The sequence below is a fragment of the Balnearium lithotrophicum genome, assembly GCF_900182585.1.
Classification (GTDB): Bacteria; Aquificota; Aquificia; order Desulfurobacteriales; family Desulfurobacteriaceae; genus Balnearium; species Balnearium lithotrophicum.
The window spans coordinates 71951-98088 of the sequence record NZ_FXTM01000005.1; the positions used below are offsets into that span (position 1 = coordinate 71951).

26 protein-coding genes are annotated in these 26138 nt (G+C 42.9%); 16 read left to right on the forward strand and 10 right to left on the reverse strand.

The window, feature by feature from the left end:
• Together msrA and FN732_RS02825 are read left to right on the forward strand one after the other, a co-directional pair.
• Complete coding sequence (gene msrA / locus FN732_RS02820; protein WP_142934481.1) at positions 1-555, forward strand: peptide-methionine (S)-S-oxide reductase MsrA; 555 nt, start codon at positions 1-3, stop codon at positions 553-555.
• A complete protein-coding gene (locus FN732_RS02825; protein ID WP_142934483.1) occupies positions 539-1282 on the forward strand; it encodes a nitrilase-related carbon-nitrogen hydrolase in 744 nt (247 codons plus the stop codon). The genes msrA and FN732_RS02825 overlap by 17 nt, the downstream gene beginning before the upstream one ends.
• Here FN732_RS02825 and FN732_RS02830 read toward each other — a convergent pair.
• Positions 1279-4479 carry a BadF/BadG/BcrA/BcrD ATPase family protein gene (locus FN732_RS02830; protein ID WP_142934485.1) on the reverse strand — a complete coding sequence of 1067 codons (3201 nt, stop codon included), beginning with the start codon at positions 4477-4479 and terminating at the stop codon, positions 1279-1281. The two genes, FN732_RS02825 and FN732_RS02830, sit on opposite strands and share 4 nt — an antisense overlap.
• Entirely contained in the window at positions 4479-5039 is a 561-nt protein-coding gene (locus FN732_RS02835; RefSeq protein WP_142934487.1) for a TetR/AcrR family transcriptional regulator, read from the reverse strand. The genes FN732_RS02830 and FN732_RS02835 overlap by 1 nt, the downstream gene beginning before the upstream one ends.
• A gap of 192 nt (positions 5040-5231) precedes the next feature.
• Between FN732_RS02835 and FN732_RS02840 the strand changes: the two genes are divergently transcribed.
• Entirely contained in the window at positions 5232-5645 is a 414-nt protein-coding gene (locus FN732_RS02840; protein ID WP_142934490.1) for a hypothetical protein, read from the forward strand.
• On the opposite strand, the gene FN732_RS02845 is transcribed toward FN732_RS02840, so the two are convergent.
• Together FN732_RS02845 and FN732_RS02850 are read right to left on the reverse strand one after the other, a co-directional pair.
• Positions 5638-6150: a PH domain-containing protein gene (locus tag FN732_RS02845; protein WP_142934492.1), complete on the reverse strand. Its 513-nt coding sequence runs from the start codon at positions 6148-6150 to the stop codon at positions 5638-5640. The two genes, FN732_RS02840 and FN732_RS02845, sit on opposite strands and share 8 nt — an antisense overlap.
• Positions 6143-7330 (reverse strand): pyridoxal phosphate-dependent aminotransferase, encoded by a 1188-nt coding sequence (locus FN732_RS02850; protein ID WP_142934494.1) that lies wholly within the window; start codon positions 7328-7330, stop codon positions 6143-6145. The genes FN732_RS02845 and FN732_RS02850 overlap by 8 nt, the downstream gene beginning before the upstream one ends.
• Positions 7331-7409: 79 nt before the next feature.
• On the opposite strand from FN732_RS02850, the gene FN732_RS02855 reads away from it, so the two are divergent.
• On the forward strand, positions 7410-7793 hold the full coding sequence (locus tag FN732_RS02855) for a TraR/DksA family transcriptional regulator (RefSeq protein ID WP_142934496.1): 384 nt from the start codon (positions 7410-7412) through the stop codon (positions 7791-7793).
• 34 nt (positions 7794-7827) lie between these two features.
• Here the strand turns inward: FN732_RS02855 and speD are convergent, their stop codons facing one another.
• A complete protein-coding gene (gene speD, locus FN732_RS02860; protein ID WP_142934498.1) occupies positions 7828-8217 on the reverse strand; it encodes an adenosylmethionine decarboxylase in 390 nt (129 codons plus the stop codon).
• Between the two features lie 52 nt (positions 8218-8269).
• Here speD and FN732_RS02865 point away from each other — a divergent pair, with 52 nt between their 5' ends.
• Both FN732_RS02865 and aspS read left to right on the forward strand, forming a co-directional pair.
• Positions 8270-9796, forward strand: a complete 1527-nt coding sequence (locus tag FN732_RS02865) for a ComEC/Rec2 family competence protein (protein ID WP_185954221.1) — start codon at positions 8270-8272, stop codon at positions 9794-9796.
• Complete coding sequence (gene aspS, locus FN732_RS02870; RefSeq protein WP_142934502.1) at positions 9796-11586, forward strand: aspartate--tRNA ligase; 1791 nt, start codon at positions 9796-9798, stop codon at positions 11584-11586. The genes FN732_RS02865 and aspS overlap by 1 nt, the downstream gene beginning before the upstream one ends.
• A 19-nt stretch (positions 11587-11605) precedes the next feature.
• On the opposite strand, the gene FN732_RS02875 is transcribed toward aspS, so the two are convergent.
• Together FN732_RS02875 and FN732_RS02880 are read right to left on the reverse strand one after the other, a co-directional pair.
• On the reverse strand, positions 11606-12103 hold the full coding sequence (locus FN732_RS02875) for a ferritin-like domain-containing protein (RefSeq protein WP_142934504.1): 498 nt from the start codon (positions 12101-12103) through the stop codon (positions 11606-11608).
• A 72-nt stretch (positions 12104-12175) separates the two neighbouring features.
• Positions 12176-12805, reverse strand: coding sequence for a phosphoribosylanthranilate isomerase (locus tag FN732_RS02880; protein ID WP_142934507.1), 630 nt, complete (start codon positions 12803-12805; stop codon positions 12176-12178).
• Between the two features lie 192 nt (positions 12806-12997).
• Between FN732_RS02880 and FN732_RS02885 the strand changes: the two genes are divergently transcribed.
• The 7 genes from FN732_RS02885 to glnD all read left to right on the forward strand — a co-directional run bounded on the left by FN732_RS02885 (position 12998) and on the right by glnD (position 19523).
• Complete coding sequence (locus FN732_RS02885) at positions 12998-13498, forward strand: prepilin-type N-terminal cleavage/methylation domain-containing protein (RefSeq protein ID WP_142934509.1); 501 nt, start codon at positions 12998-13000, stop codon at positions 13496-13498.
• Positions 13499-13547: 49 nt separating this feature from the next.
• On the forward strand, positions 13548-14027 hold the full coding sequence (locus FN732_RS02890; RefSeq protein WP_142934511.1) for a prepilin-type N-terminal cleavage/methylation domain-containing protein: 480 nt from the start codon (positions 13548-13550) through the stop codon (positions 14025-14027).
• A 69-nt stretch (positions 14028-14096) separates the two neighbouring features.
• Positions 14097-15332, forward strand: a complete 1236-nt coding sequence (clpX, locus tag FN732_RS02895) for an ATP-dependent Clp protease ATP-binding subunit ClpX (protein ID WP_142934513.1) — start codon at positions 14097-14099, stop codon at positions 15330-15332.
• A gap of 9 nt (positions 15333-15341) precedes the next feature.
• Positions 15342-16097, forward strand: a complete 756-nt coding sequence (gene tpiA / locus FN732_RS02900) for a triose-phosphate isomerase (RefSeq protein ID WP_142934515.1) — start codon at positions 15342-15344, stop codon at positions 16095-16097.
• A complete protein-coding gene (secG, locus tag FN732_RS02905) occupies positions 16097-16378 on the forward strand; it encodes a preprotein translocase subunit SecG (RefSeq protein WP_142934517.1) in 282 nt (93 codons plus the stop codon). Before tpiA ends, secG begins: the two co-directional genes overlap by 1 nt.
• A complete protein-coding gene (locus FN732_RS02910) occupies positions 16375-16911 on the forward strand; it encodes a phospholipase D family nuclease (RefSeq protein WP_142934520.1) in 537 nt (178 codons plus the stop codon). Before secG ends, FN732_RS02910 begins: the two co-directional genes overlap by 4 nt.
• Positions 16908-19523, forward strand: a complete 2616-nt coding sequence (gene glnD / locus FN732_RS02915; RefSeq protein ID WP_142934522.1) for a [protein-PII] uridylyltransferase — start codon at positions 16908-16910, stop codon at positions 19521-19523. Before FN732_RS02910 ends, glnD begins: the two co-directional genes overlap by 4 nt.
• Here the strand turns inward: glnD and ggt are convergent.
• Genes ggt through FN732_RS02930 form a run of 3 tightly spaced genes read right to left on the reverse strand, consistent with a single transcriptional unit; the run spans position 19513 to position 23256 of the window.
• Positions 19513-21027 carry a gamma-glutamyltransferase gene (ggt, locus tag FN732_RS02920; protein WP_142934524.1) on the reverse strand — a complete coding sequence of 505 codons (1515 nt, stop codon included), beginning with the start codon at positions 21025-21027 and terminating at the stop codon, positions 19513-19515. The genes glnD and ggt overlap by 11 nt on opposite strands.
• Positions 21028-22098, reverse strand: coding sequence for a carboxylate-amine ligase (locus FN732_RS02925; RefSeq protein ID WP_142934527.1), 1071 nt, complete (start codon positions 22096-22098; stop codon positions 21028-21030).
• A 15-nt stretch (positions 22099-22113) separates the two neighbouring features.
• Positions 22114-23256, reverse strand: coding sequence for a cation:proton antiporter (locus tag FN732_RS02930; RefSeq protein WP_142934530.1), 1143 nt, complete (start codon positions 23254-23256; stop codon positions 22114-22116).
• Positions 23257-23284: 28 nt separating this feature from the next.
• On the opposite strand from FN732_RS02930, the gene truA reads away from it, so the two are divergent.
• From truA to FN732_RS02945, 3 genes are read left to right on the forward strand one after another with little or no spacing between them, the layout of a single operon-like run.
• Complete coding sequence (gene truA / locus FN732_RS02935; RefSeq protein WP_142934532.1) at positions 23285-24037, forward strand: tRNA pseudouridine(38-40) synthase TruA; 753 nt, start codon at positions 23285-23287, stop codon at positions 24035-24037.
• Positions 24038-24066: 29 nt separating this feature from the next.
• On the forward strand, positions 24067-25665 hold the full coding sequence (gene gpmI, locus FN732_RS02940) for a 2,3-bisphosphoglycerate-independent phosphoglycerate mutase (RefSeq protein ID WP_142934534.1): 1599 nt from the start codon (positions 24067-24069) through the stop codon (positions 25663-25665).
• Positions 25666-25693: 28 nt separating this feature from the next.
• A complete protein-coding gene (locus FN732_RS02945) occupies positions 25694-26092 on the forward strand; it encodes a rhodanese-like domain-containing protein (protein ID WP_142934536.1) in 399 nt (132 codons plus the stop codon).
• Positions 26093-26138: the final 46 nt, after the last annotated feature.

The following is a 26138-nucleotide window of genomic DNA, read 5'->3' on the forward strand; positions in this document are numbered from 1 at the left end:
TTGGAAAAGGTTGCAACCTTTGCAGGTGGGTGCTTCTGGTGCATTGAGGAGGCTTTTAGTAAACTGCCGGGAGTAGTTGAGGTTACTCCCGGTTACTCGGGAGGAAACTCAGAAAACCCTACCTACGAGGAGGTCTGTACTGGCAAAACGGGACACGTTGAGGCAGTTCAAGTTAAGTACAATCCTAAAGAGGTTTCATACAGGGAGCTCCTCATAACCTTCCTGACCTCCATTGACCCGACAGACAGAAACGGCCAGTTTGCAGATAGGGGAAGTCAGTACAGACCTGTTATCTTCTACCACGATGAAGAGCAGAAGGAACTTGCAGAGAAAGCCCTCAAGATTCTTTCGGAGAGTTCCCTCTTTTCAGACCCTATAGCAGTAGAAGTAAGACCCTTCAAAAACTTTTACCCTGCCGAGGAGTACCACAGGAGGTACTTTGAAAGGGAGCCCATGCACTACTATTACTACAAGGAGGTCTCCGGAAGAAAGGCCTACTGTGAAATAGTTTGGAAGAAAAAGGGAGGAAAGGAGCTCCTTGAGAAAAACCTTTAAGGCTTACTCCATCCAGTTTGAATCTTTCCCTTGTGGATTTAAGAAAAACTACTCAAAGTTCCTTACCCTTTTAAACCTGTGTGAGAGGGACTCTTTAGTTGTAGCTCCCGAGGTTTTTCCTACGGGATTTTGCTACAAAAATATTGATGAGGCTGTTAGATTTTCGGAGAAGGTCTGTAACGACCTTATGGGATTTTCCGAAGGCCTTAATCTAACGGTAGTTTTCTCCGTTTTTGAAAGAATTAATGGAAAACTTTTTAATTCGATTAAAGTTCTAAGCAACGGCAGGGAGCTCCTTTCAAGGCCAAAGGTTAAGCTCTTTAAGCCCGGAGGTGAGGGTGAGTACTTTACGGAAGGAAGATTGGAAGACCTAAAAGTCGCGAAAACTCCATTTGGAGTCGTTGCTCCCGTTGTCTGTTTTGAGCTTAGGTTCTTTGAAATTTTAAAGAGACTGAAGGAGCTGGGAGGAGAGGTCTTTACAGTTTCAGCCCAGTGGGGAAGGGCAAGAAAGTTCCACTGGGAAATCCTAATCAGAAGCAGGGCTTTAGAACTCCAGAGGTTTTTCGTAGGAGCAAACGGAACGGGGAAGGAGATGGGAGGGAGCTCTGCGATAGTTGACCCTTGGGGAAGAGTCATTTCAGAGGCCGGAGATTCTGAAGGGATAATTTCTGGAAGTATTGACTTAAAAGTTATCAATCAAGTTGAGAAGAAATTACCACTAAACTAACAAACTCTCTCCTCTAATCTCCTTTCAAACAGCCTTTTCATTCTTTCCCTTAAAAAGTAGTCTATCGTTTCAACCCTGATTTTTATAGAGCCTGACGGCCTGTTCTCGTCAATCTCGTGGAAGGTAAAGTAGGGAGTTCCTGTCTTTTCAACGATTTCCTCAACAACCGAATAGATGGGGGCATCGTGTCCGCACCTGAAGGACGAAAGGTCAAGGAGCGCAATGTTTGGATGTCTTGAGCCGTAGAGAGCTCCCCAGACCTTTTTAGTACTGTTTTCACTGTAGGCCTTTTTCCAGATATCCCTTATTTTAAACGGGTCTCTATCGGGAAATACTCTCTTTAAAAATTCGTCTGTCAAAGGTAGTGAATCTATCGTTAAAATCGGATATCCCAACTTCTGGAGCTCCTCAGTTATCCCGTGGTTTATTCCTGGGTCGTTGTGGTAAGGCCTTCCTAAAACTAAAATTGCTATTCTTCCCTCAGACTCAACTCTCCTTAAAATTTCCTCTCCCAACTTTCTCATCTCACTCTGGTACTCGGATAGAGCTCTAAATCCCTCATCAACAGCCCTGTCGCTCTCCCTTCTTGTCAATTTCAAAATCTCCTTAAAGGCCTCGTACATTTCCCATCTTAGGAGTTCCTCATCGTCAAAGTGCAGGAGAGGGTCAAGGTAGACTATTCCATTCTTTTTAAAAATGTCCTCCTCCTTTGTTAAAACGGACCTTACCGAAATCGGGGTTGCCGTAACTGTAGGACATGCATGGGAACCTTCAGCATCCTTAAACATTCCCCTTAACGTTGCAACCTTTGGAAAGAGAATAACGTCGGGCTTTTTCTTTATCAAATTCCTTATATGTGCAAGGGCAACCTTACTTGGAAAGCATGGGTCTATAGCCCCTCCTCGGAGTTCCTCCCTCACCATCCTTTCAGATGTGTAGTCGGAGAAAACAAAGTTTTCAACCCCTAACGACTCCAAGTACCCCCTGAAAAATGGAGTTAGTGAATAGAAGTTAAGAACTCTCGGAATTCCAATTTTTAACTTTTTCCTCGTACCAATAACTCTTCTTCTGCTTAGAATTCCAAATCTCCTCTCTTCGTAAACTTTTCTAACTGGATAGCTTTCAAAGACTTTCTTAGCTGAAATTTCCTGTAAGTTTGGATTTTCTCTCTTTATTCTGTTGATTTTCTTTACAACTTCTTTCACGTCGGAAATGTCCGTTACAGTTCCCTTTTCACAGGGAGCAATTATGTAGAGTCTATCTCCGGATTGGGTTTTAACGTTAATAAACGTTCTCTGACACCTGTTTGTACAGAAGTTACACCTTGTTGTTTCGTCGCTCTTTACTTCAAAGTCAAGGTTTATAAGCCTGTCAAGGCCTATAAAGGAGGTTCTCCCAGTGTAGTTCCTCATTGCCTCAACGGCAGCTCCAAAGGCTCCGGCCTCACCGGTTATCGGGTGGACTAAAATTTCTGCGTCCGGAACTTTCTCCTTTATGAAGTCGTACTGGGCCTTAACTGCTGCAAGGTTCCTCTGTGTTCCCCCCTGAAGGAGGAATCTCCTTCCAAGTCTCCTAAGGTTCGGTTCTTTAACGACGTAGAGCCATATATTTTTCGGCAGAACCTTTGCAAGGCCCGCCATTATCTCGTGGGGTTCCCATCCAAGCCTTTGAAAGTTAACAATGTCCTGTTCCAAAAAGACAGCACAGCCAAAGTTGAACCTTGGAGCGTACTCTGCCTTAAAGGCAACATCAGCAAACTCTTCGACCCTGTATCCAAATTTTTCCGCCGTTGACTGGAGAAAGTAACCGTTTCCCGCTGAGCACTGGGTATTCAGCTTAAAGTCCTTAACCTCTCCGTTTCTCAGAATCATTACCTTAATGTCCTGACCTCCAACATCAACTATAACGTCAATGTCTTCAAAGAAGTGCTTTGCAGAAATTGTGTGAGCCACAGTTTCAACGACTGCAACATCGGCACCTATTGTCTCCTTTAGCATCTCCTTAGCATATCCCGTTGTCCCGACGGAGAGAATCTGGAGCTCCGCGCCGTTTTCCTCTATCTGTTCCTTCAAACTTCTAACAACCTCTTTAGTATCAGAGAGGGGATTTCCCTTAGAAAGTGTGTAGGCAGTTGCAAGGAGTTCCCCATTTTCATCAATCAAAACGGCCTTTGTTGAAGTGGAGCCTCCGTCTATTCCCAAAAATGCTTTAACTTTCTCTCCCGGTTTAAACTCCCTCGGTTTAAATGGCTTTACCCCGTACTTTTCCCTAAACTCCTCTAAACTCTCCCCCGGCTTTAAGAGTCCCCTCTCCCCAGTTTTCCTCTTTAAATAAACAAGGGACTTCCTAAATTCCAAAAGTCCTTCCATTCCCCTGTAGGGACTCTCTTCGTAGTTTGAGTAGAGAGCTCCACCGATTGCCGCATAGAGGTGTGAGTTTTTAGGAAGGAGTACAGAACTTTCGTCAAAATCAATTCCCTTTTCTCTCCACATCTTTTCAAGGTGGTATTTCCAGGCCTCAACTAATGCCGGAAAGTAGGTGTTTGGACCCCCCAATAGAAGAACGACCGGCCTTAGAGTGTGTCCCCTCGTTAAAACTGCCAAGTTCTGGATGACTATTGCATTGAAGAGGGAAATTAGAAGCTCGTCTGATGGAACACCTGCCTTCTGGAGGCTGTTTATATCGGTTTCTGCAAAGACGCCGCATTTTGCTGCAACGGGATGCACTTTTTGAGGATTAAACCCTACCTTCGTTGCAATCTCAGGAGGGATTTTTAATTTTGAGACGATTCTATCTATAGTGGCTCCCGTTCCGCCGGCACACTTATCGTTCATCGTTGTAACTTTTCTCCTTACACCACCGGCATCTATCCAGAAAATCATCTTTGCATCCTGACCGCCCAGTTCAACAACGGAGTTAACTTCAGGATGAAGAGTTTCAACTGCAAGGCTTACAGCATTTACCTCTTGAACAAACTTTACATTTAGAACCCTTGCAATGTCTCCTCCACCGCTTCCGGTCATAAAGAGCTGAAACTCCTTTCCTGCTATCTCCTCAAATTTTTTAAGGAGCTCTGCTACTTTTTCAGACTGCTTTGCCTCATGCCTTGTATAGTGGCTAAAGACAATTTCATTGTTCTCATTCAGCAAAACGCCCTTAACGGTAGTTGAGCCTACATCTATTCCGGCTTTAAACATTACCCCTCCAAAATTCCTTTAAAAGCGAGATTGACAAGCTCCTCTACTGCCTCATCAATATTTACCTTCCCCTCAACGATTCCCTTTCCTGTTTCTAAAAAAGCTCCAACAATCGCCCTCGATACAACTTGGACGTTGCAACTTCTAACAAGGCCTAACTTCATTCCCGTTAAAAGGGAGTGTTCAACGAGAGAGTAGACTTTTTTGAAAAATTCCTCAATGAGCCTGTCAAACTCAGGATTTAACTTGTGAGGGTGATTGAGAATGAGAAGGGCCAACTCCCTATCTTCCTCAAAGAGACTTAAGAGACTCCTCAAGTTTTCCCTTAACTGGTCGACGGGATTTTCCCTCGGTAGGAGCTTTAACTTTGAGGATATTTCAAGAACAAGCTCCTCAAGAACCCTCTTGTAAACATCGTTTTTGTTTTTGAAGTAGAGGTAAAACGTTCCCCTTGCAATTCCTAAAGAATTAACAATGTCTGAAACCGTTAAATTGTAGAAACCCTTTTCTGAAAAGAGCTTCCTTGCCCTTTTAAGGATTTCCCTCTCCCTTGTTTTCAACTTCTACCCCCTGAACTGACACGTCAGTTCAATACTAATTCCAAAGTGGTAAAATTTCAACCGGAGGGAAGGATGAGAAAGGGCTTACTTTTAGGGATGGTAATTTTCCTATCGGGATGTGTCACCTCAGGGGGAGAGAGGATAAACTCAATCGAAGCACAACTCCAGGTTTTAAAGTTGGAAAATGAGAATTTGAAGAAGGAGGTTTCGGAGCTCCAAAAGAGGCTTGTGTCCCAGAGAGAGGGGTTAGCTAAACTTTCTACTCAGTTTGAAAATTTAAGAGAGAAGAGTTCTCATTTGGAGGTTAATAACATTAAATTAAAGAAAAACATTAATCAAATTTTAATATCTACCAAGAAACTAAAAGATGAACAGAAAAAACAGTTATCTAAAATTGAATCTGAAATTATTAGTCTAAGAAAGAATATCGACTCTTTAAAGGGAGAAATTCAAAATTTGGAATCCTGCTGTAAATCAAATACTGAAAACACCAGCAGTTTAGAGAAAAATGTAAAAGACTTAGAAGTTAGAGTTGAAAAATTGGAAGAAAAAGTTAAAAATTTAAGAATCCCTTCAATTAAAATTGAAAAGGTAAAGCCTAAATAAAAGACTTTATTAAAATAAAGAGTAAGACGAGGGAAGCAATTAGAATGATTGCATTTGAGGTGTAGGAACGTTTATAGGAAGACGCCACCTCCTTAAAGTTACTGCTAAGTTTACTGGGAACTCTCCTTTCCACCTCTTTTAAGAGCTCCTTAAATCCATCTACAGAGTCATCGACGACTGCAAGTTTCCCGTCCTTAGATGAAATAAAGAGGAAATATCTTCTTCCAGGAGTTAATGAAATTTCCTCAATCTCATTCCAATTTATTTTTTTCCTTCCAGTAATTCCAAAAACCTCAATTCCATCGTTAGATACAGTCACCTTTTTCTTCAGGAGAAAGAAAAAGTATCCAACAACGGGAAGGACGAGGAGAAGGAAAACAACGGAGGTAAGGGAGAACTTCCCCGACCTGTAGAGGAGAGCTCCAAAGAAGAGTGAGTAGGAAACAACCAAAAGGGCGTAGGAAATCAGTGTAAACCAATCCGTTCTAAATTCCTTTCTATCCATTTAACCTCTCAATAACTGCCTTTTTAAACCTTTCCAGTCCCTCTACAATATTTTCCATTGAGGTTGCATAGGAAAGCCTCAAATATCCAGGGGAACCGAAAGCTGTTCCGGGAACAACGGCTATCTTAGCCTCCTCTAAAAGGTACTCAGCAAGGTCAAAGTCATCCTTAAATCTACCCTTTTCTATCAGCTCCTTGACGTTTGGAAAGGCGTAAAATGCCCCTTTAGGCATTAGGCACGAAACTCCAGGAATCTTGTTTAATTTCTCAACCATATATCTCCTTCTCTCATCGTAAGCCTTAATCCAGTCGTTCAAAAAGTCCTTTGGCTTAACAAGAGCTGCAACTGCTGCCTTTTGTGCGATTGAATTTACATTTGAAATTGACTGAGAATTAATTTTAATCATCGCATCAATTATTTCCTTAGGACCTGCTGCATAACCAACTCTCCATCCCGTCATTGCAAAGGTCTTTGAAAGGGCATTAATAGTAACCGTAACCTCTTTAATCTCTTCAGAAATAGAGGCAGTGCTCGTGTGCTTAAATCCGTCGTAGGTTAGCTTCTCGTAACACTCGTCGGACGCTATTAAAATTCCCCTCTCTGCACAGAATTTTCCAATCCTTTCCAACTCCTCCTTCGGAATAACTGCTCCTGTTGGGTTGTGGGGAGTACAGATGATTATTAATTTAGTTTTACTCGTAACGGCAGGCTCTATATCCTCCAGTGTTAGTGTAAAGTTCTTTACTTCCTTCGTTTCAACAAAAACAGGTTTTCCCCCTGCAAACTTAACCTGTTCAGGGTACGTAACCCAGTAAGGTTTAGGAATTATTACTTCATCTCCTTCCTCAATCACAGAGAGCATCAGATTAAAGAGAGCCTGTTTAGCTCCGTCTGTTATAACAATTTGCTCCGGTTCGTAGTCAATGTTGTTCTCATTCTTTAACTTGTAGGCAACAGCCTCCCTTAACTCAGGGATACCTGCAGGTGGAGTGTACTTTGTAAATCCCATATCGATTGCTTCCTTTGCAGCTTCTTTTACGTGTTCAGGGGTGTCAAAGTCCGGTTCACCGGCACCAAAGCCTATTACATCAATCCCCTTTGCTCTCAACTCTTTAGCCTTGCTTGTTATCGCCATTGTAGGAGATGGCGACATATTTAAAACTCTCTTTGACAGCTCCATTACGTCCCCCTGTAAAATTGTCGTTGACATTTTACACCCTTATTTATACCTTTCCCACCAATCACGGCAGGAGGAAGAGATGAAAGGGAACAGGTGCCTAACAGCAGAACAGATGAAAGAACTGAAGGAAATCTTGGAAAAGAAAAGGGAAGAAGTTTTAGAGGACATAAAGAGAGGACTTGAGGAGAATGCCCATTCAGAGAGGGAAGTAGGAGACATTGTTGACATGTCAACCGACGAAATTTTGAGAACTTTTGAGATGAGAATCAGGGATAGGGAAGCAAAGTACCTAAAGAAGATAGAAAAAGCCTTGAGGAAAATTGAAGAGGGAACTTACGGGATATGTGAAAACTGTGGAGCATGTATTAAGTACGAAAGACTTAAGCTGAGACCTGTAGCGGAGCTCTGCATAAAGTGTAAGTTAGAGCAGGAGAAGATTGAAAGGAAGTTTGGAGAGGAATAGCTAAAGGGGGGCTAACGCCCCCTCCAACAAACACTCAGCCTACACTTGCGCAGAATGTAACTTCCTCGTTTTCGTTAACAACACCCCTAAAGTGAACGTTCTTTTCAACCCTTTCAGGATTTAACTTATCTACTATGTAATCAAAGGCCTTGAAGGCGTTTTCATGGTCTCCACACGTATAGACATCTATGGCAACGTATCCATGCTCAGGCCAAGTGTGGAAGGATAGGTGAGATTCTGAAATAACAACAACCCCCGTCGCCCCGTAGGGCTCAAACTGATGGTAGTAGGCTGAGAGCTTGTTGAGGTTGGCGTGTTTCACTGCCCCCTCAAAGATTTCTGCCATACTTTCGGCAGACTTAAGGACTTCCGGGTCGCAGCCGTAAAGGTCTGCTACGATGTGGACGCCGAGGGTCTTGGCCATTTTCCTTCCTCCTCTATTTGTGTTTTAATAGAAATTGGCAAAAGTCCTCCCCTTGCCGCGTATAATTATATGCTTAGTTAAGAAAAAGTTAAGGGATATTTGGAGGGGAAAGATAGAAAAGCCCGTTGTATACGTGTTCTTCCTCTCATTCCTTGTTTTAACGGTTAAGGAGCTCCAAACTCCCTACTTTCCACTTCTCTTTCTATCGACCCTTCTAATTTTTCTCAACTACTCACTCAGGTTTAGAGTCAGGGAGCTCCTACCGGGAATAATTTTTGTCGCTGTTCTTTTAGGAGTTTCATCCCTCTTAAGTAGACCTCCTGGAAACCAAAATGTAAGAGAAGTTCTTTGGATTAAGGAGCTCCCAAATGAAGAAAAAGTTGCAGTTCTTGAGGGTCATAAGTACATAAAGCTAAAGGATGACGCCCTTCCCGGTGACAAAGTTAATTTAAACGGAAGATTGGTTGAAAGGAGTAACTTCTCCCTTGAAAAAGTCAGGTATGAACTTTACAGGAAATTGGAGGAAAACATTGACTATCCCATATCCTCTCTCGTTGGAGCGGTTACGTTAGGATTAAGGTACGAGCTTCCCGATTCAATCAAAGGGTACTTTTCCTTAGCCGGCATCTACCACTTTTTAGCAATATCGGGCCTTCACGTTGGAATTGTTGTCGGTTTCCTTTCCCTCCTTTTCAAAACCTTAAGAATAAGAAGGCCTGTGACTCTATCCTCCATCCTAATTCTTCCCCTTATTCCCCTAACGGGCCTCACTCCTTCTGTCTTAAGAGCATACCTCTTTACGTTTCTCTTAGGTTTGGGATTGGAAGGCTACAGAAAAGTAAATCCTCTTTATCTTTTGGGTGTCGTTCTTCTAATAAGCGTTACTTTCACAGAGTTTAACTTGTCTGCAGCCCTATCTTTTTGTGCAGTAGGTGGCATACTGTTAGCACTAAAGGGAAGGGAAAATTGGTGGTTAAAAACGTTAAAAGTTTCCATCTCTCCGGTTTTATTTACACTTCCATTAGTTTTAACCGTTTTTGGAACGTTCAACTTATTAAGTTGGATTAATTCAATCGTTTCAACATTCTTGTTCGTTCCCTTTCTCGTATCCTCATTCGCAGAACAAATTACATTCGGAAAGTCAGAACTTATCAACAACTTAACAGAAAACTTGGGATTTTTCTTTATAGAGAGCTCCAAGTTCCTCTTTAAACTGACAAAGTGGGCAGTTGTTCACTGTGAGGTTCCCCTCTTTATCTCCGGAGCTGTAATGGTTTTAAGCCTCTTTTTAATTCTATTCTCTAAACCGATCTACGGCTTTGTTCCTTCCATCTTATTAATTATCTACTCTCTTATTTTTCCAACCTATATTACTAAAAATGTCTTTATCGATGGAAAGAAGCTCAACTCTTTCTACTTCATATCAACAGAAGGTCAGAGGTATAGTAATTCCAAAATAGAGAGCAACTACGTCCTTCCCTACACGAGGGAGCTCCTCTTTAAAAGTAAACTTGTCGATTTAAGGTTGAGGAAAAATTGTTCTAAAATTCCCAAAACAAAAAGGAAGAGAGGTCGGTAATGCTTGAACACCTTGGAGAATTCAAGAGAACCCACTACTGTGGAGATGTAACTGGAAAGGACGTTGGAGATAGAGTAAGGGTTGCAGGTTGGGTTGACTCAACGAGGGACCACGGAGGAGTTGTTTTTGTTGACCTAAGGGACAGAACGGGGAAGGTTCAGGTTGTCTTTTCACCTGAAATCTCCGAGGAAATCGTTGAGAGGGCTAAAAAACTTAGGGATGAGTTTGTGATAGCCGTTGAGGGAGAGGTTAGGAGGAGACCTCCGGGAACTGAAAACCCGAAACTTAAAACGGGACAGGTTGAAATATATGCTGAGAAATTACAAATCCTGAACAAATCCCTTCCGCTTCCGTTCCCTATAGAGGACGATGTAAAGGTTGGGGAGGAGACAAGGTTAAAGTATAGATTCCTTGACTTGAGAAGAAAAAAAATGGCTGAAAACATTATCTTCCGTCATAGACTCTATCAGATTACAAGGAGAGTCTTTAACGAGGAGGGATTTGTAGAGATTGAAACTCCATACCTTACAAAGAGTACTCCTGAGGGAGCAAGGGACTTTTTGGTTCCGAGCAGAATCTATCCCGGTAAGTTCTACGCCCTTCCTCAGTCCCCACAGCTCTTTAAACAGATTCTAATGGTTTCGGGATTTGACAGGTACTACCAGATTGCAAGGTGCTTCAGAGATGAGGACTTGAGGGCAGACAGGCAGCCAGAGTTTACACAGATTGATTTTGAAATGTCCTTTGTAACTGAAAGGGACGTGATGGACGTTGCAGAGAGGCTTTTGAGGGAGCTCTACTCGGAGCTCTTAGGGGTTGAAATTGGTGAAATTCCCGTGATGACCTACGATGAGGCAATGGACAGATTTGGAACGGATAGACCGGACACGAGGTTTGGACTTGAGCTAAAGGAGATTACGGACATTGCCAAGGAGTGTCAGTTTAAGGTATTTAGAACTGTTGCTGAGAAGGGAGGAATAGTTAAGGCTATTAACTTTAAAGGTGGAGCGAAGCTCTCGAGGAAGGAAATAGACGAACTTACAAAGTTTGTTGGAATATACGGAGCGAAGGGACTTGCCTGGATAAAGGTTCTCTCGGAAGGGCTCCAATCCCCAATTGTTAAGTTCTTCTCAGAAGGAGAGATGAACAGGATACTTGAAAGGTTAGAGGCTGAGGTTGGGGATATTCTCTTCTTCGTTGCAGACAAAAAGGACGTCGTTAACCAGGCACTTGCAAACCTGAGGCTGAAACTTGGAAAGATGGCAGGGCTGATTGATGAAGACAAGGTTAACGTTCTCTGGGTTGTAGACTTTCCAATGTTTGAGTGGAACGAGGACGAAAACAGGTGGGAAGCTCTCCACCATCCGTTTACAAGCCCGAAGGAGGAGGATGTAGAGATTCTCCTTGAATCTCCAGAAAAGGTCAGGGCAAGGGCATACGACATGGTACTAAACGGCGTTGAAATAGGTGGAGGAAGTATCCGTATCCACAGGGAGGACATTCAGGAAAAGGTCTTCAAGGTTATAGGCCTTTCGGATGAGGAGGCGAAGGAGAGGTTCGGTTTCCTACTTGAAGCTCTAAAGTACGGAGCTCCACCCCACGGAGGAATGGCTTTTGGACTTGACAGGCTGTGTGCAATCATGAGAAAAGAAGAGTCAATCAGGGACGTTATAGCATTTCCGAAGACTCAGAGGGGACAGTGTTTACTTACAGGAGCTCCAGATACAGTAAGGGAGGAGCAGTTGGAAGAGCTTCACATAAAAATTGAATCTGAAGAGAACGAAGAATAGGGAGGATTCTCTCCTCCCTTTACTTTAAAAACTCCATGTTCATCAAATCCTCTAAAAGTCCCTGTAAATCCTCCTCGTGTTCAACCTCATCCGTCATTATCTGAAGTGCAATGTTGTAGGTAACAGGGTCTATGTCCTTTGTAAATTTAACAATTTTGTTGTAAGTATCTATTGCACACTGTTCTCCCTTAATGTTCTGCTCCAGAATCTGCTTAACAAAGGGATTTTCAGGTGAGTCGTAACCGCAGTTTGTAAGCTCAAACCACTTCTTTGGAGTCAGAACAGGTGTTCCGCCAAGCTCTAAAATCCTCATTGCAAGCATATCTGCATGGCGGAGCTCATCCTGGGCGTGCTGTACAAGTTCAGCAGCAACTGCCGACTTCATAGGTCCCTTAACAACCTTTGAGCCTATCCAGTACTGGTAGTACGCAAGCCATTCATCACAGAGAGCTCTGTTTAGGAGCTCCACAATCCTATCTGCATGTTCCCCAACAAGTTCCCTTGCCTTTGTTCCCATGGTACCTCCTTTCTCCTTTTAATTAAATTTCTCTTACTTCTTCAACTTAATGCCAAAGTTTCTATTTGCAAACTATTCACATTTAGCTCTTCTTATAAAGAGCTCTACCTTCTCCCTATCCTTAATCCCAGGAGCTCTCTCAACGCCGCTGCTTACATCAATGGCGTAAGGATTAACCTCTTTTATAGCATCCCTCACGTTCTCAGGATTTAGACCACCGGAGAGAATCAGAGGAATTTGGGGAAACCTCTCCTTTACAGCCCTTGCTATTTCCCAGTTAAACGTTTTTCCAGTTCCCCCGTAGGAGCTTTCGGAGTAGGTATCAAGGAGGAGAGCTCTAATTTTTCCGATGTAGGGTTCTATTTTCTCAACTTCGTCAATCGATTTAAGCCTGAAAACTTTTATTACTCTTTCCTTTCCTATGTATTCACACTCCTCAGGAGACTCATCTCCATGAAGTTGTGCAAAGTCAAGGTTTGCGTAGCTTAGAATCTCCAAAATTGCATGGAGGTCTTCGTTGACAAATACACCGACCTTGAAAATAAAAGGAGGTAAACCTTGAGTTATCCTTCTCACCTCTTTCGCCTTTATAAACCTCTTGCTTTTTGGATAGAGGATAAAGCCAACCGCATCAGCTCCGGCCTTAACAGTAATTAAAGCATCATTTAAATTTGTTATTCCACAGACCTTCACTCTAACCATTTATTACTCCTCCTTTTAATGTTTATTTATTCTAAACCTTTTCTTATCTGACAAAATTTGTCATAAATCATGACAAAAATTGTCACTTTGTTAAATAAATAGGATTTATTTTTCTACTGCTCAAAAAGTTTGCAGTTTGGTATAAAATTTGCTTATACTTTAAGTTGGAAAACAAAATTTAGGAGGTGTTTTATGAGAAGGGCATTTACACTTGTTGAACTGTTAATCGTTATTGCAATTATTGCAATTCTCGCAGCAATTGCAATTCCTCAGTTCAGTAAGTACAAACAGAGAGCTTACGTTGCGGCAATGAAATCGGATGCTCACAATATTATTGCTGCAGAAGAGGCCTACTTTGCTTCACAAGATAAATATGCAACAGGTGATTTAGTTAACTACAGCAATGGTAAACTTCAATTAAAAGATTCTAATGGAAACGTTGTAGCTGAAGTTCCCCTTTCAAATAATGTTGTGATGTTAAAAGTTGAAGGCAATGAAGCTAACCTTACAGTAACTAAGGATAAAAAAGCTACTTCTGGAAGTGAAGCAATTGCCAGTTTAACTTGCTCTGATGGCTCACCAGGGTACGGATTTGCCCTTGGACATGAATATATGAAAAGTAATAATAATTATGTTCCATATGTTGAGTTTAACTCATGCACTGACAAAGCACCCGTAGAAAAATTACAATAAATCTTAGGCCCCTATTGGGGCTTCTTCTTTTAAAGGAAATTGAAGTAAAATGTTCAAAAAAGAAGGATTCACGTTAGTTGAAGTTTTAATAGTAATTGTAATTATTAGTATTCTAACAACAATAGCTATAGCTTCATTTAAAATATACAAAACTCTTACAAGAAACTCAATTGCTCTATATGACCTTAAAAATTTAATAAATGATGAACTTGCTTACTATTCAATAAATCAGAAATTCGCTCCCTTTTCTGCAGAAGATGTAACTCAAAACGGAATAATTAGAGTAGATGGTTTTGAACACAAGTATCTATCAAAGGATATTAGGGCTGTTGCAAAAGTTAATGGAAGCTATGCGAACTTTTGCACAAAGCATACTTACGGCGATAAAATATACGCATATCAAACAGAAAACGATATGATTTACTGGAAGAAAAGTTCAATAGGCTATCCGTTACAGGACGATGACTGCCCCGATGCAACTCCAAACAACGACTTTGTAGGGTGGCATACGCTGGCTCAAAAACAGTAGAAATCCCCCAAAGATATTCTCAATCCTATATTTAAATCTCCAAAAACTCAAATTAAAAGAGGTAAAGATATGTTTGAAACAAAAATTCCCGAAAGAAGGTGTTCGTTTTGCGGTAGGGGTCAGAATGAAGTAGAGGCTTTAATAACCGGTCCAAAGGGTGTAGCAATTTGTAACGTATGCGTTGATGAGTGTTACAAGATGCTCCATGAGAATGAGGAGAGTAAAAAGGGAGCTCCTGTCAGCATAGACAAACTCCCAACTCCAAAGGAGATTAAGGAGTTCTTAGACCAATACGTAATAGGTCAGGAGGAGGCCAAAAAGATTCTCTCCGTTGCAGTTTACAACCACTACAAGAGGATACTTTCAGGTGGAACTGTTGACGATGTAGAGATTGAAAAGAGCAACATTCTCCTTATAGGCCCGACAGGTTCAGGAAAAACGCTCCTTGCAAGGTCTCTTGCAAAGCTCCTTGACGTTCCCTTTGCAATTGCAGATGCAACAACCCTAACTGAGGCTGGATATGTAGGTGAGGACGTTGAGAACATTCTGTTAAGGCTCATTCAGGCTGCAGACTACGATATTGAGAAGGCTGAGAGGGGAATTATCTACATTGATGAGATAGACAAGATTTCGAGAAAGAGTGAAAATCCATCAATAACGAGGGATGTTTCGGGGGAAGGCGTTCAGCAGGCATTACTTAAAATTTTAGAGGGAACTATTGCAAACGTTCCTCCTCAGGGTGGAAGAAAGCACCCTCATCAGCAGTACATTCAGATTGATACATCAAACATCCTGTTCATCTGTGGTGGAGCATTTGTAGGACTTGAAGAGATAATTTCAAGGAGAATTGGAAAGGGAAGTTTGGGATTTACCGCAGACGTTGACAAGAAAAAGTTGGAGAGGGACGAACTTTTAAAGCACGTTGAGCCTGACGACCTTGTTAAGTTTGGGCTCATTCCGGAGCTCATAGGAAGGCTTCCTGTTGTTGCAACCCTTAAGGAGTTGGGAGAGGAGGACTTAGTCAGGGTTTTAACAGAGCCTAAAAACGCTTTAGTTAAACAGTACAAGAAGATGCTTGAGCTTGAAGGTGTAGAGCTAGAGTTTACAGAGGGAGCTCTAAGGGAAATTGCAAGGGAAGCGATAAGGAGAAAGACGGGAGCAAGAGGACTCAGGGCAATCATGGAAAAGCTCATGACGGACGTTATGTTTGAAGTTCCTACGAGAAAGGACATAAAGAAGGTTATAATTGATGAGGAATCTGTAAAGACGGGAAAGCCGAAGTACGAACTGACCAAAGCATCTTAGGGGGAAAAGTTGAGGAGGCTTTTAATAGCTGGAAACTGGAAGATGAACAAAACTGTTCCTGAAGCACTCTCACTCGTTAGGGAACTTAAAAAACTTGTAAGTGATGTGAACGATAGAGACATTCTTGTCTGTCCTCCATTTACAGCCCTCTATCCTGTTGGAAAGGAGCTTAAGGGTTCAAACATCCTCTTAGGTGCTCAGAATATGTTCTACGAGGAAAAGGGAGCATTTACCGGGGAAATTTCTCCAATTATGCTAAAGGATGTTGGAGCTTCCTACGTAATATTGGGGCACTCGGAGAGAAGACACATATTCGGAGAGACCGACGATTTAATCAATAAAAAGGTCATCTCTGCAGCAAAGCATGGTTTAACACCTATTCTGTGTGTTGGAGAGCTCTTAGAGGAGAGAGAGAGGGGAGAGACGGAAGTAGTCGTTGAAAGACAGGTTAGGGAAGGGCTCAAAGGATTAAGTAGGGAGAGTGAGTTTGTAATAGCCTACGAGCCGGTCTGGGCGATAGGGACGGGAAAGACGGCAACTCCGGAGCAGGCCCAGGAAGTCCACAAATTTATAAGGGGACTTCTATCGGAAATTTTTGACAGCGAAAAGGCAAAGAGAGTTAGAATTCTCTACGGTGGAAGTGTAAAACCTGAAAATGCTAAGAGTTTGCTTGAGATGTCCGACATTGATGGAGCTCTCGTTGGAGGAGCAAGCCTTAAGGCAGAGAGCTTTTCGAAAATAGTTAAGTTTGATAGGGAGGAGTAATGTTTACGTTTCTCTTGATAGTTCACGCACTCCTGGCCCTTCTTCTTATTCTTGTTGTCATTATCCAGCCGGGTCAGAGTGAAGGTGGAGTTGCAATGATGGGTGGAACTGCAACGGGCTCTGCATTTGGAGCTGAGACAGGAGCAGTTCTAACGAAAACAACGGCGGTTTTGGGTGCACTTTTTCTACTAAATTCACTGCTCCTTTCAGTTGTCGGTTCAAAGTACTTGGGACAGTCCTCAGTTGTAGAAAAGGTAAAGGTTGAGAAGAGGGCAAAGTGAGGTTCTTCCTCCTTACCCTTATTTTCTCCATTTTCCTTTTCGGATGTGAAAATAAACCAGTATCCTATCCCTCAGGAAGTATAGAAACCTCAGCCTACTTTTCACCTAAGGGTGGCTGCACAAGGGAGATTGTTAATTTAATAAACCACTCCCATAGGAATATAGATATTGCTATTTACTCTTTTACAAGCAGGAGAATAGCAAAAGCCTTGATTGATGCCCACAACAGGGGAGTAAAGGTTAGAGTAATAATAGACGAGGGGAACGGTAAGTCCCGATTCTGCGTAGGCCCACTCCTTCAAAGTGCAGGTATAGAGGTAAGATACAAAAGGGGAAGCGGTGGTGGGCTTATGCACAACAAGTATGCAATTTACGATAATAAAATAGTATCAACGGGAAGTTTCAACTGGACAGGAAGTGCTGAGCGAAGGAACGATGAGAATTTGGTTGTTATTAAGAATAATGGAAAATTGATTAAACTCTACAGGAAAAACTTTGAAAAACTCTGGAAGTTGGCAGGTTTAACAAATTGAACCTCGAGGCTTTAAAGGAAAAGTACTTTGAAAAGTTAGAGAAGGCAAAAGAGTTCCATTACAGAAAAAAAACGGGCTTTGAAGTTGCCGAAGAACTGAAAAAAGCTTTGGATGCCCTGTTAAAGCCCGCTTTTAAAGAGTTCTTTGGAAAGTGGGATATTCCTGTAGCTCTCTTTGCCTTGGGGGGTTACGGAAGGGGAGAGCTAAACTTCCACTCAGATATAGACGTTAACTTGATTTACGCTGGAAAACTCTCTGAAGCCCACACTGAGGACATTGAGGGTTTCTACTACTTTCTACTCTCACTTAACAGGGACCTGGGGTTTTCACCAAGGAGCGTGGACGAGGCTTTGGAGCTCTCAAAGAGCGACCTCTCAATCTTCACAAATATCCTCCAGAGGAGGTTTTTAACAGGAGAAGAGGAGATAGAGGAAAAGTTAGGAGGTCTCCTTTCCGAATTTATCAGGAAAAACAGGAAAAACCTGGTCAATGAGATTTTATCTGCAAGAAGGGATAGATACAGGCGTTTTTACGGAACTGTTTACTACCAGGAACCAAATGTGAAGGAGAGTAAGGGAGGACTCAGGGACCTACATGAGGCCTTCTGGATAGCAAAGGTTGTTTTTGGTATAGAGAACTATTCAGGATTTTTAGACAGAAAGATTTTAGACAGACAGAGCTTCAGGGAGGCAATTTCAGCCTATGACTTTTTACTCAGAGTGAGGAATCAATTACACCTCTTGGCCGGGAGGAAGAGCGACATCCTCTCATTTGAGATGCAGAGGGAGGTTGCAACATTCTTCGGGTTTCCCTTAGATAGGCAGGGGGTTGAGCTATTTATGAAGAACTACTTCAACTCTGCAACAGACATAGCCGTTACAACTAAGGAGGTAATAAAGACCTCTTTGGAGGAGCTCCAGGAGGAAAAAAAGGAGTTTCCATTTATACTGAGTGAAAATCGGGAAGACTTTGGGGAGTTTTTTGCAGAGAGGGGAACCCTTTACATCAAGGAGGAGTTTAAGAGCTCCATTTTAAAGGAGCCGAAACTGGTTCTAAAGGGATTCAAGATTCTACAGGAAACAGGTTATTCAATGTCTGCAGAGACCTTTTCAATCTTTAAACTCTCTGCAGAAACCCAGAAAAACAGGTTCAGGGGAAAGAGGGTTTTAAGGGAGTTTAAAGGTATCTTAAAAAACCAGAAGAGGCTCTCCTTTGTTTTGGAGGCCATGCACGATACGAAAGTTTTGGGAGCTCTCATTCCAGACTTTGAGAGGTTGAGGGGACACTTTCAGTACGACACGTACCACAAGTTTACAACGGACATTCACTCAATTCTGACCGTTAGGGAGCTTGAAAAGTTAGAGGAAAAGGGAACAAATGAGACATCCGTTCAGGAGAAGGAGAAACTCTCGCAGATTCTAAAGGACTTGGAAAAACCTCAAACCCTCTACGTTGCAGCCCTCTTTCACGACATAGGAAAGGGAAAACCGGGAAAACACGAGATTGTAGGTTCAAAGCTAACAGAGAAGTACACATCTGTAATGGGCTTTTCAGAGGAGGAGATTGAGGAAATATCTTGGCTTGTGAGAAACCACCTCCTCATGTCCCACCTTGCGTTTAGAAGGGACATAACGGATCCTAACCTGATTGAAAAATTCAAGGAGGAGTGTAAAACTGAGGAGAAGTTGAAGAAGCTCTTTTTACTAACCTATGCAGACATTAAGGCAGTTGGGCCCGGTGCTTGGGATAATTGGAAGAGCTCCCTTCTCTGGCAGCTCTACAATACAACGTACAACTTATTTGTAGAGAATAAAACGGCAGAGGAGCTCATTGAGGAGAAGCTAAAGAGGAGAAGGGAAAAGGTTAAGGAGTTATTAAAGGGAAAAATAAAACCGGAGTCTGTTGAGAGGTTCTTTAAAAATGCAGACAGGGATTACCTAATTACTTACTCATCCTCAGAAATCTCAAAACACCTCTTAATGATGAAGGAAATCAGAAGGGAGGGAAGGGAGTACGAGTTCTACCACGAGAGCTTCCCCGATATGGGATACACGAAATTGACGATAGTTACAAAGTACAGAAGGGGGCTCTTTAACAGAGTTGCAGGGCTTCTTTCATACTTAGGTATAAACATCAAGGGAGCAAACATAAACAGGGCAATTGAGGACGACTGCGACTGTATGGTCTATACGATTCAGGTTTCAACTGTAGCTGATGAGGCTTTACCCTGCGATACGGTTGAAAGGTTGGAGAAAAAATTGAGGGAGCTCTACGAGGGAAGGTTAAACTTTGAGGAGATAGAAGTTGTTATGAGACCAAAGGCTTTTAGAAGAAACGTTCCAATTCCTGAAACGAAGGTAAAGGTTGACAATAGAACGTCTGAAAAGTACACGATAGTTGAGGTTTCAACTCTTGATAGGTTGGGCGTTCTCTACACAATAACGAAAATTCTTTTGGAGGAAAAAACGAGGCTCAGGAGAGCTCTCATAACAACGGAAGGAAACAGGGTAATAGACAGCTTCTACATAACAGACATGGATTATAAAAAAATTACCGATGAGGAGAGAATAAATTCCCTAAAGGAGAGAATAGAGGAAGCAATTAGACCCTAACGACAAAACCTCCCCTCCTCGGGTCTCCTCCGCCCGAAAACTTGAAGTCAACGGACTGAACTCCTCCAAAGAAGAGGCTCTTCTCCTTGAAAAGTGTCGTTCTGTAATGCCTTCTAATTTCATCTATCGTACTCTCAGGAAATCCCGGCTCTACAAAGACCTCTCCATTTTCGTAGTGGAGCCTCGGGGCTGAGACGCTATCAGCCACGCCCATTTTAAAACATAGGTAGTTTAGAATGGTTTGAACTATTGCGCTCCTTATCCTGTTGCTACCGGCGCTTCCTAAGAGGAGGAGGGGTTTTCCATCCCTAAAAACTGCCGTTGGGGACATCATAGAAGGAAGCCTTACGTAGGGAGGCCACTTAAAGAAGCCCAAAGGATTTAAATCCTCCTCTCCCAACATGTTGTTTAGCATAACACCGGTTTTTGGAATTAAAACACCGGAACCCTCGCCGTTTGTCGTTGTAACTGAAACACCGTTACCCTCAGAGTCTAGAACGCATATGTGGGTTGTATTTCCCCAAAGATTTAATTTGTTCTTAAAAAGGTTGTGGTAGGAGTCTATAATTTCATCCCTGTTTAGTATCCCTTCAAATCCCTCCTCGTGAAGATGCCCGTTGACAAAGTCCTTTCTAAACTTCTGAGTTGTTCTCATGGACTCAATGAGAGCTCCAGCGTGGAGAACTGAACCCCATTCGTCAAATTCAACCCTTGAGAGAAGTTTAAGTGTAAATCCTATAAGAATCCCGCCGGAGGATGGAGGGGGATTTGTAAAGACCTCGTAGTCCTTGAAATTTACCTTAATGGGTTTTCTCTCAACTACCTTGTACCTCTCAAGGTCCTCCTTCCTAAGTATTCCTCCCCTCTCCCTCATAATTCTATCTATCTCATCGGCAATCTCCCCCTCGTAAAAAGCCCACTGACCTTCCTCAGAAAGGAGCTCCAAAAAATCGGCATAGTCGGGATTTTTAAATTCCCTTTCACTGTCTATGAGTTTTCCGTCGGGAGCGTAGAGCTCCCTTGACTCGGGAGTTGCAGTAAATATCGGTTCAAGGAGCTTAATGAAAGAAGCCTGGAGTTTTGAAAGCTTTACTCCCCTCTTTGCATACTCAACAGCAACGGAGAGAACCTCCCTTAGAGGGAGCTTCCCCCTTTCTGTGTGAACCCTTAAGAGACCTGCAACAAATCCGGGAACGGCAACTGAACCGGCTCCTATGTGGAAGGTCTGCTTGGTGTCTCCAAAGTCAACCTCAATGGGATAGAATTCAGGAGATTCAATCCTTTTTGGGGGAACGTCCACAAAAAAGTCGTAGAGGAGAGGTCGTTCAGAACCTGAAACGGCGAGGAGAAACCCTCCGCCACCTGCCGATGTCAGAGCAGGTTCAGTAATCGGTGCGGAAAAACAGGCTGCAACTGCAGCATCAAAGGCGTTACCTCCAGCCTTTAAGATTTCAGCTCCTGCCTCTGCTGTAAGTCTATCTCCGGCCGCAACTACTCCCTTCAACTACTCCTCCATTCTTACGAGGGACTTCTTTACAACAGATTTTAGGTCCTTCGTTCTTCTATACTCTTCTATCTGGAGCTCCGCCTGAGTTGGAAGTGAGATTAAATCGACCAAAACTCTTGCACTCTCTCTCAGTCTCCCAAACCTCTTCCCGTACTCCTTAACAATCTCGTGGAGCTCCCTTCCAACCGTTGTGGTTCCTTCCCTCTTCACAAATTTTCCCTTTAAACCGTACCTTGCTGCATTCCACTTGTTTTGAACGTGTATCTGGTGAAAGTCAATCTGAACCTCCTTTATTAGGGAGAGTTCCCCAAGGATAACGGCTAAAGTTGCAAGCCCCTCAATTCTCCTAAAGCTTGAAACGGAATCGCAGACCCTGAGCTCAACGGTTCCAAAGTCAGGCCTTAACCTGACGTCCCACCAGACGTCCTTTAGCGATTCAATTAAACCTGCCTCCTTTAACCTCTCGTAGAGCTCCACAAACTCACCGTATTCTGAGAACTGCTGGGGTATTCCTGCCCTTGGAAGCTGTTCAAAGATTTTAGTCCTGTAGGAGAGAATTCCCGTATTTCTCCCTCTAAAGAAGGGAGATGAGGCAGAGAGTGCAAGGAAGAGGGGTAGGTACTTAACGTACAGGTTGTATGCATTTAGAGCTCTCTCTTCGTCAGGAAATCCGACGTGGATGTGGAGGCCGTAAATCAGGAAGTTGCGAAGGACCTCCTGAAACTCCTCCAGGAGTTTCAAGTACCTATCGTTCTCCGTAACTCTAATCCTTGAAGGGTCTGCAAAGGGATGGGTTCCCGAAGCTGAAAGGAAAAAGCTTTCATTATCTCCCATCTCCAAAACTTCCCTTACCGATTCTCGGAGCTCCTCAACGGCTTCCTCCGGTGATTCGTTTACTCCAGTTACAAACTCGACCATAGATTGAAGGAATTCCTTTTGAACGTTGGGATTTTTGATATTTTCAAAAATGACCTTTGATTTGGGAGTTAATTCAAAGCTCTCCCTGTCAAGAATTTGGACCTCAAGTTCAATTCCGACCGTAAAGGGCTTAGACTTTTTAAACTTCACAACTTCCTCAAAAGTTTAAATCTTAAAGATATCTTCCAAAATGTCCTCTTCAACCTCGTGGGGGAGCCTGTGGGAGATAACCGATGAGATTAGGGATGTAGCAACAATTATTAGAAGAAGGGAAACGTAGGTTTCCTCATCTATAAGTCCACTCTTTAGACCGAAGAGGGAGGCAACAATTCCAAAGGTCAGCCTCATGTTGAAAAATAGTCCTGCAAGCTTATACACCGTTCCCCTGAAGAGGTTTGCTGTGGCATAAACTGTTCCAACGTACTTTGTAATAAAGGCAACAGAGCCCAAAAACAGGGAGAGAAAAATTACCTTCAGATTGATGACCGATAATTTTACAGAGTAACCGGCCTTAAAGAAGAAGAAGGGAGCTAAAAATCCAAATATTATGGCCTTTATCTTCTTCTCTATTACGTGGTCCTTCCTAAAGAGCTCTGCAAAGAAAATTCCCGTTGTAAACGCCAAAACTGCTTCATTGATGTGGACGGTTTCAGATAGGAAACCCAGAGAAACCAAAACTAATAGAATGAACCTCGTTTTAAACTCAATCTGGTTTCCCTCGTACCTCTTAAAGAGCCTCTCTCCCCACTTAGGAAGCCTCAGGAGTAGGAGAATCAGGGCAATTGAAAAGAGTATATTGTAGATGTTTATCCCTTCAAAGAGGAAGCTCAGGGCCATCATACTTGATATATCAACAACCATTGCGGCAGACAGTAAAACCTGACCTGTAGTGTGTTTTAAAAGTCCCTTCTCCTTAAGCAGAGGGTAAACAAGTGCCAGTGACGTCGTTGAGAGAGCAATCCCTATTAAGAGGGAAGCCTCGAAGGAATAATTTAAGATGTGATGGGAGACGTAGAAGATACTCACAAGGGGGAAGAAGAAAGAGGAGAAGCCTATGAATATGCTCTTGAAAAAGTTCCTCTTCATAAGTTCCGGGTCCGTTTCAAGGCCTGCAAAGAACATAAGTCCCAAAAGCCCTACGTTCGATAGGAAATCAATCCACCTAAGGTCTCCCAACTTAAGAAAGTTTGAGGCAAAAACTCCAGAGAGAATTTCAAAGATAGCCGACGAAAACCCGAGTTCTAAAGCACCTATTCCTGCAGCTATTATTAGAAGGCTTACAATTAAACTTTCTGTGTGAAGTTTCATAAAAACCTCCGTAGAAAGGATACCAGAAATGAGGAACGTTAAACTAACATTGGAGTACTTGGGAACGAACTACTACGGATGGCAGATTATTCCGGGGAAACCGACTGTTCAGGGAAAACTTAAGGAAGCTCTCGAAAAAATACTTCAACACGAGGTAAAGGTTACAGGAGCAAGCAGGACAGATGCGGGAGTCCACGCCTTGGGTCAGGTTGCAAACTTTAAAACAGTGAAGGAGATTGAACTCTACAGGTTGCAGAGAGCTCTCAACGGCATACTTCCACCTGATATAAAGGTGATTGATGTTGAGGAAGTCCCTTCTAATTTTGATTCAAGGAGGTGGGCAAGGGGAAAGAGGTACAGGTACAGGATTTTTAACAGGGACGTTCCGAGTCCCTTTGAGTACAGAAGGAGCTGGTTCATTCCCTACGAATTGGACATAGAGGGTATGAGAGAAGCCTCAAGATTTTTGATTGGAGTTCACGACTTTTCTTCCTTCTGTAAAAAGGATAGGAAGAGGGAGGTAAATCCCTTAAGGGAGGTTAATGAGATAGAGATTTTCAGAGATGGCAACACGATTGAACTTGTCTTTTACGGCCGTTCATTCTTAAGGCATATGGTTAGGGTAATGGTTGCTACACTCGTTGAGGTCGGAAGGGGAAAGTTAAAGCCGACCGAGGTAAAGGAAATTTTGGAGGAAAGGAACAGAGAGAGAGCTCCCTTCTTAGCACCTCCTGACGGCCTTTACCTTGAAAAGGTCTACTACGGGGACTATCCTTATTGAAAACAATTTTCAATAAAAAGGGGTTAGGAATGGCAAAGTTTGTTACTCTCGTAATCTTAGACGGATTTGGATACAGTCCAGTAAAAGAAGGAAATGCAATAGCACTGGCAAACACTCCATTCTGGGACTATCTCTGGAGCACCTACCCAAAGGGTCTTTTGAAGGCTTCAGGTGAAGCAGTAGGGCTTCCAGAGGGTCAGATGGGAAACTCTGAAGTTGGACATATGAACATTGGAGCGGGGAGAATAGTTTGGCAGGACATAGTTAGAATAACGAAGGCCTTTGAGAGCGGTGAGATAGAAGAGAACCCTGTTTTGAATAGAGCTCTGAATACTACAAAGGAGAAGGGAAAGAAGATTCACTTTATAGGTCTCCTCTCTGATGGGGGAGTCCACAGCCACATTAAGCACCTCTTTGGACTCTTAGAGTTTGCCAAGAAGAAGGGAGTGGAGAGAGTCTGCATCCACCCAATTTTGGACGGAAGGGATACTCCACCAAAGAGTGCAGAGAATTACTTGAGGGAGCTCCAGAAGGAAATGGAGAGGTTGGGAGTTGGCTCAATAGGAACTATGGGTGGAAGGTACTACTACATGGATAGGGATAAGAGGTGGGATAGAACAGAAAAGGCTTACAATGCAATGGTTTTAGGTGAAGGATACAGGTGCAGTGACCCAATTAGAGCTCTCCATCAGGCTTACGAAAGAGGGGAAACCGATGAGTTTGTAAAACCATACGTGATAAATCCAGAGTGTTTAGTAGAGGACGGAGATGTTCTCTTCTTCTTCAACTTTAGGGCAGATAGAATGAGACAGATTGTTTCTGCTTTGGGACTTAGGGATTTCAAAGGCTTTAAAAGGAAGAGGATAGTTGAGCCCTCCTACGTTGCAACAATGACCCTCTACGACGAGACGTTCCCCTTTGAGGTTGCATTTCCTCCTCAGGAGTTGAAGAACGTTTTAGGTGAAGTAATCTCAAAGTTGGGATACAAGCAGCTTAGGATAGCAGAAACGGAAAAGTACGCCCACGTTACCTACTTCTTTAACGGCGGTAGGGAGGAGCCCTTCCCCGGAGAGGACAGAATTTTGGTCCCTTCACCTAAAGTTCCAACCTACGATATGAAGCCTGAAATGAGTGCTCCAGAGGTTACAGAAAAGGTTGTTGAAAGGATAAAGAGCGGAGAGTACAAGCTAATTGTTCTCAATTTTGCAAACCCTGATATGGTGGGACACACGGGAAATTTGCAGGCAACAATCAAGGCCATTGAAACGGTAGATAAGTGTCTAAAACAGGTTGTAAAAACTACACTTGAAATGGAAGGGGTCTGTATTGTCACGGCAGACCACGGAAATGCGGAGCAGATGATTGACCCTAAGACTGGAGGTCCCTGGACTGCCCACACCACAAACCCTGTTCCTTTTGTCGTTGTTAAGGGAACCTGTGGAAGTTACAAGGTAAAGAGGAGGGAAAAGAGGGATGTGGAGCTCCCAGAGGAGTTTGGAGGGGTTCCTGTTGTTGGAATATTGGGAGACATAGCTCCAACAGTCCTCCGTATTTTGGGAGAAGAAGTGCCTGAGGAGATGACGGGAGACGTAATAGTTGAAGGATACTTTGGAAGTTGTAAATTGTAAATTAAAGAAACCAAATTAGGAGGGAGAGATGAGTATTGAAGTTCTCACTGAAAATCTAAAGGAGGCAATTAAGGCCGATAAGGAAAAGGCTGAATTTGGGCATGTAAACGTCCGTAGGGCAAGGGAGCTAATCAGGGACTTAGGAGCTTACGTTCTTGATGTGAGGCCTCCACAGCACGTTGAAAGTGAAAACGCTGAGGAGGCAGGAATTCCTGGAGCCCTTTACATTCCATTTACTGAACTCCCGGAATCCCTTGATAGACTTCCAAAACCAAAGAACCACCCGATAATCGTTGGATGCAAACTAACAAGACTTGCAAACAGGGTTGCAGGAATTTTAGAGGCTTTAGGATATATAAACGTTTACATCCTTGATACAGACATAGACAACCTCATAGAGTGCCACAGAGCCCATACTCAGGAGTAGTTCCCAGGGGAGGGTTCTCCCTCCCACTTCCCATTCAAGTCTGATA